3 protein-coding genes are annotated in these 5,166 nt (G+C 73.9%); all 3 read right to left on the bottom strand.

Annotated features, from left to right (window positions below; all coding sequences use genetic code 11):
• Positions 1-325: 325 nt before the first annotated feature.
• The 3 genes from ROTAS13_RS18860 to ROTAS13_RS18870 all read right to left on the bottom strand — a co-directional run bounded on the left by ROTAS13_RS18860 (position 326) and on the right by ROTAS13_RS18870 (position 5,057).
• A complete protein-coding gene (locus ROTAS13_RS18860; protein WP_075823098.1) occupies positions 326-1,183 on the bottom strand; it encodes an alpha/beta hydrolase in 858 nt (285 codons plus the stop codon).
• Positions 1,184-1,251: 68 nt separating this feature from the next.
• A complete protein-coding gene (locus ROTAS13_RS18865; protein WP_019462239.1) occupies positions 1,252-2,013 on the bottom strand; it encodes a 2,3-dihydro-2,3-dihydroxybenzoate dehydrogenase in 762 nt (253 codons plus the stop codon).
• On the bottom strand, positions 1,995-5,057 hold the full coding sequence (locus ROTAS13_RS18870; protein ID WP_253187712.1) for an amino acid adenylation domain-containing protein: 3,063 nt from the start codon (positions 5,055-5,057) through the stop codon (positions 1,995-1,997). Before ROTAS13_RS18870 ends, ROTAS13_RS18865 begins: the two co-directional genes overlap by 19 nt.
• Positions 5,058-5,166: the final 109 nt, after the last annotated feature.

Raw genomic sequence — 5,166 nt, forward strand, 5'->3', positions numbered from 1 at the left:
TCGCCTTACGGTGGAGCTGTGCGTAGATGTGATCAAGAGACAGGCGGGCCCTGGACCCGATGAGTTGGTTCTTGCTGACGCCGGATCGCGCCGGAGAGCCTGGCTTTCCGGCGGACCGCCGGTGCCACCAGCGCGGACACGGTGTCCTGCTTTTCGGGAGCCCCGCCTCTCCACCTGCTCCCAGGGACCAAGCCCCAGGATAACGGTCACCACGGGAACCCACGAAAGCCCGGGGTCCGGGGACCGGCTTCGGTCCCCGGCGGAGAGGAGGTCCGGGCGGAGAGGCGGCGCCTCTCCCCCGGGGACCGGCCACGGAGCGGAACGGTCACGGCCCGCCGAATCCCTCAGGCCCCAGCAGGAAGCGAAGCCCGTGGCTCAGCGCCACCGGCACGGCGGAGATATGCGTCTCCCGGGGCAGGCACTCGAACTCCACCCGCGCGGCCGGGCCGAAGCGGCGGGCGATGGTGTCGGCTATCGTCCGGGCGTTCCCCACCATGGCGCGGGAGGCGCGGCGGCGGGCGGTGGCTTCGCGGTCCGGCAGGGTGTCCTCCCAGGGGGCCAGCGCCTCCTCCCATTCCCCGACGCCGATCCAGGCCCGGGGCGCCAGGCCGTCGCCCTTCCGGGATTCCAGCCCGGCCATGAGGCGCGGCCGGTTCCACCAGACCGAGGGGCTGATCGCGAGATAGCCGGAGAAGCAGGCCGGGTCCTGCGCCAGCACGTCGAGGGCGAAGAAGCCCGCCAAGGAGTGGCCGATGATCGCCTGCCGCGCCGGGTCCAGCGGATGGCGCGCGGCGACCAGCGGCTTCACCTGTTCCTGCAGGAAGGCCAGGAAGGCATCCCGCCCGCCGGTGGAGGGGCCGCTCGGGGCGCCGCGCCCGGGGCCCTCCACCGAGGGGCCGGGCGTGTAGTCCAGGCCGCGCCGCAGACGGTCCAGCGGCTGGTCGGTCGGATAGGCGATGCCCGCCACGACGGCCGGGCACAGGCGCGACACGCCGGGGCGGAAGCTGCCCTGCCGCAGCAGGTCCGCCACGGTGCCGAAGCAGAGATTGGCATCCAGCAGGACCAGGAGCGGGAAGCCCTCCGGAGGCGGGGGTGCCTGCGGGACGGACAGGAAGATGCGATAGGCACCCGAGGGGCCGTCCAGCGCCAGCGCTGTGGTCCCGGGCAGGCTGACCTCGGCCATGCTCGTCGTGAACTCCTCGATCCCCGCCGCGCGGCGCGTTGCCCGCCCCCGGCCGCGGCGGAGGGGTTTTACGCGCGCATCGTCGCGCCGCCATCGACGTAGAGATCGGTCATGGTGATATGCCCGGCGCGGTCGGAAAGCAGGAAGACCACCGCCTCCGCGACATCCTCCGGCGTGGCGAGCTTGCCCAGCGGGATGCCGGTCTTGAAGGCTTCCGGCACACCCGCGATCACCCGCGCCGCGCCGTCCGCGTCCGACCACATCCCCGTCTGCATCGGCGTGAGCGTCGAGCCGGGAGCCACGATGTTGCAGCGGATGCCGTGGGGCGCCAGTTCCAGCCCCAGGCAGCGGGTGAACATGGTCGCCGCCGCCTTGGAGGCCGCATAGGCCGCCATGGCATGGCGCGGGATGCCGGCGGCGTTGGAGCTGACGGTGACGAGGCTGCCGCGCCCCCGCGGCTGCATCCGCCGGGCCAGGGCGCGGGAGATGTGGAACACACCTTCCGCGTTCACCGCGAAGACGCGGCGCCATTCGGCATCCGTGGTCTCCGTGACCAGGGTGGTGGAGAGCACGCCCGCGACGCTCGCGCCGAGATCGACCGGCCCCCAGTCGCGCTCCACCCGCTCCACCAGCGCCTCCACCGCGGCGCTGTCGGTGACGTCCAGGGCCTCGGCCCGGATGTTCTCGCCGGGGGCGATGGCGGCGGGGTCCAGGTCGGTGGCGACGACGCGCGCGCCCTCCTCCCGCAGGGCCCGCACCACGGCGGCGCCGATGCCGCCGCCGGCGCCCGTGACCAGGGCGATGCGTCCCGCTATTCCGCTGCCGCGCATCCGCTTCCTCCTTCCGTCTCGAAACGGGCCATCCGCTCGGCCAGGAGCGGGGCGATCCGCGCCACGATGCGTTCGCCCACGAGCTCCTGGTGCAGCGCCGGCATGTCCAGCACCTCCAGCCGGGTCGCGTAGGGACGCCAGAGATCAGGCCGGATCTCCGGCCGCGCCTGATGGTCCCGCGCCGCCCGGACATGGGTCAGCCGCCCGTCGAAACGGCCGTGAACATGGCCACGCACCAGGCGGTTGTTCGACTGCACCACGCGCACCACGCCATCCAGCGCTGCTTCCGGCAGGCGCCCCAGCGGGCTGTCGCCCCGGCGCAGGAACTCCGTCACCGCCTCCCGCGTCAGCACGAGACCGGGCGGCAGGCGCTCCGGATCGTGCCCGGCGATGGCCAGCAGGGCGCGGAGACCGCCTTCCGGTCCGGGATCGGGCTGGTCGCGCCACACATCCGCCGGATAGGCGTCGAGCAGCGCCACCAGCCCCACCGGATGGCCCAGCGCCCGCAGCCGCACCGCCATGGCCTGGGCGATGATGCCGCCCACCGACCAGCCGAGGAGATGCACCACGCCTTCTTCCCCCTCGGCCGGCTGTACCGCCAGGATGCGCGCGACATAGTCGGCGGCCAGCGCATCGAGACTTTCGGGCGGGGGCTGCGATGCCTCCAGCGCCGGGGCCTGGAGGCCATAGACCACACGGCGCGGCGAAAGGGCGCGGGCCAGGGTGCCGTAGCACCAGGAGATGCCGCCCGCCGGATGCACCACGAAGAGGGGCGGCAGGGCGGGATCGCCATCCGAAAGGCGGATCAGCGGCCCCAGCCCGGTATCGGCGACGCGCGCGCCCTCGTCGATCACCCGGGCCAGCGCGGCCACGGCCGGATGCTCGAAGATCGCGCCCAGCCCGGGGTCCCAGCCCCATTCCTCACGGATGCGGAGGGTCATCTCCACCGCCAGCAGGGAATGGCCGCCCAGGGCGAAGAAGTCGTCCTCCGCCCCGACGCGCGGCAGGCCCAGCGCCTCGGCGAAGAGGGCGGCGAGGCGGCGCTCGGTCTCCGTGACGGGCTCGCGTCCGGTCTCGCCGCCATAGTCCGGCGCCGGCAGGGCGCGGCGGTCCAGCTTTCCGCTGGCATTCACCGGCAGCGCCTCCAGCGCCACGAAGGCGGCGGGCAGCATGTAGTCCGGCACGCGCGCCGCCACATGGGCGCGCACCGCCTCCGCCGCATAGCCCTCGCCCGGAACGAGATAGGCGACGAGGCGCCGGTCGCCCGGCCTGTCCTCCCGCGCCACGACGCGGCCCTGCGCCACGCCCGGCGCGGTGGCGAGCACGGCCTCGATCTCGCCCAGCTCGATGCGCAGGCCCCGCAGCTTCACCTGGTCGTCGGCGCGGCCATGGAACAGGATCGCCCCGTCCGCGCGCAGGCTGGCGAGGTCGCCGGTGCGGTACATCCGCTCGCCCGGATGGAAGGGGTCGGGAAGGAAGGCGCCTTCCGTCAGGTCGTCGCGGCCGAGATAGCCGCACGCGAGCTGCCGCCCGGCGATGAAGAGCTGCCCCGTCACGCCCGGCGGCAGCGGGCGCAGCGACTCGTCCAGCACGTAGAGCCGGGTGTTCCAGACGGGAAAGCCGATCGGCACGGGGCGGGAGCGGTCCTCAGGCCCGGCGGGCCAGAAGGAGACATCCACCGCCGCCTCGGTCGGGCCGTAGAGGTTGTGCAGCTCGGACCGCAGCGTGGCGTGGAAGCGGTCGCGCAGCTCGGGCGGCAGCGCCTCGCCGGAGCAGAAGACGCGGGCTGGCGATAGGCCCCGCGCCGTCGGCTCGGCCAGGAAGGCGGCGAGCATCGAGGGCACGAAATGCGCCGTGGTGATCCCGCCGTACCGGATCAGCGCCGCCAGCGCCGCGGGGTCCTTGTGCGCGCCGGGCGGGGCCATCACCAGCGTGGCGCCGCTGAGCAGCGGCAGGAAGAACTCCCAGACCGAGACGTCGAACGTCATCGGCGTCTTCTGCAGGATGCGGTCGCCCGGGCCGAAGCCGTAGTGCTGCCGCATCCATTCCAGGCGGTTCACGATGGCCCGGTGCCCGACCATCACGCCCTTGGGCTCGCCGGTGGAGCCGGAGGTGTAGAGCAGATAGGCGAGGTCGCCAGGCTCCGGGCCGGGCGGCAAGGATGCCTCGCTGTCCAGGTGCCAGGATTCCGGCAGCAGGCAGGCCAGGCCCTCCAGCGCCGGCTGCCCCGGGGGCGCCAGGGCCAGCACCGGTTGCGCGGAGGCCAGGATACGGGCGATGCGCGCGGGCGGGTGCGAAAGGTCCAGCGGCAGATAGGCCGCCCCGGCGCGGAGGATCGCCACCAGCGCGATCTCCAGCGCCAGCGACCGTTCCAGTGCCACGGCGACGACGCGGCCCGGCCCGGCACCCCGCGCGCGCAGTTCCAGCGCCAGGGCACGGCTGCGGCGCTCCAGCTCCGCATAGGTGAGGCGCCGGCCCTCGCCCTCCAGCGCGATGGCCCCGGGCGTCTCGGCCATCCGGCGCTCGATCAGCGCGGCCAGCGTCGTGTCGGGCACGAGATGGGCGGTGGCGTTCAGCGTGCGGAGCGCCCAGGCGGCCTCGGCCGGCGTGGCGGTCGGCACATCGGCCAGCTTGTCCGCGCCCAGGGCGGCGCCCAGGAAATGCACCAGCCGCTCCGCATGCGCCGCCAGCGCCGCCGCGTCATAGAGGGCGGGGTTGGCCTCCAGCTCCAGCCGCAGCCGGCTGGCGCGCGCATCGCCGCGCAGGGTGATGGTGATGTCGTCCACCGGCCCGGTGCCGAGGATCTCGATCTCCGTGGCGAGGCCCGGGAAGTCCGGCGCCTCCTCGAAGGGCAGGATATTGACCAGGGCGCCGTAGAGCCGGCGCCCGGCACCGATCCGCCCGAGGTCGCGGCGGATCTGCTCGCCGCGATAGCGCCCGTGGCGCCGCGCCTTGGCGAAGCGCTTCGCGGAGGCGGCCAGGAACTCGTCGAGCGGCGCGTCCTCCGGCACCGGCAGGCGCACGGGGAGGACATTCATCAGCATGCAGGGCAGCCGCGCCGCCGGGCTGCCGAGGCGGCTCATGAAGCCCAGCCCGATCGCCGCCTCCCCGCCCCCGGCATGGCGGCTGTCTCTTGATCACATCTACGCACAG

The sequence above is a fragment of the Roseomonas sp. TAS13 genome (assembly GCF_001950415.1).
Classification (GTDB): domain Bacteria; phylum Pseudomonadota; class Alphaproteobacteria; order Acetobacterales; family Acetobacteraceae; genus Roseomonas; species Roseomonas mucosa.

What these genes read in the sequence shown, in the direction of transcription:
- ROTAS13_RS18865 (WP_019462239.1), bottom strand. Translation starts at nt 2,013, where the DNA reads ATGCGCGGCAGCGGAATAGCGGGACGCATCGCCCTGGTCACGGGCGCC.
- ROTAS13_RS18860 (WP_075823098.1), bottom strand. Translation starts at nt 1,183, where the DNA reads ATGGCCGAGGTCAGCCTGCCCGGGACCACAGCGCTGGCGCTGGACGGC.
- ROTAS13_RS18870 (WP_253187712.1), bottom strand. Translation starts at nt 5,057, where the DNA reads ATGCTGATGAATGTCCTCCCCGTGCGCCTGCCGGTGCCGGAGGACGCG.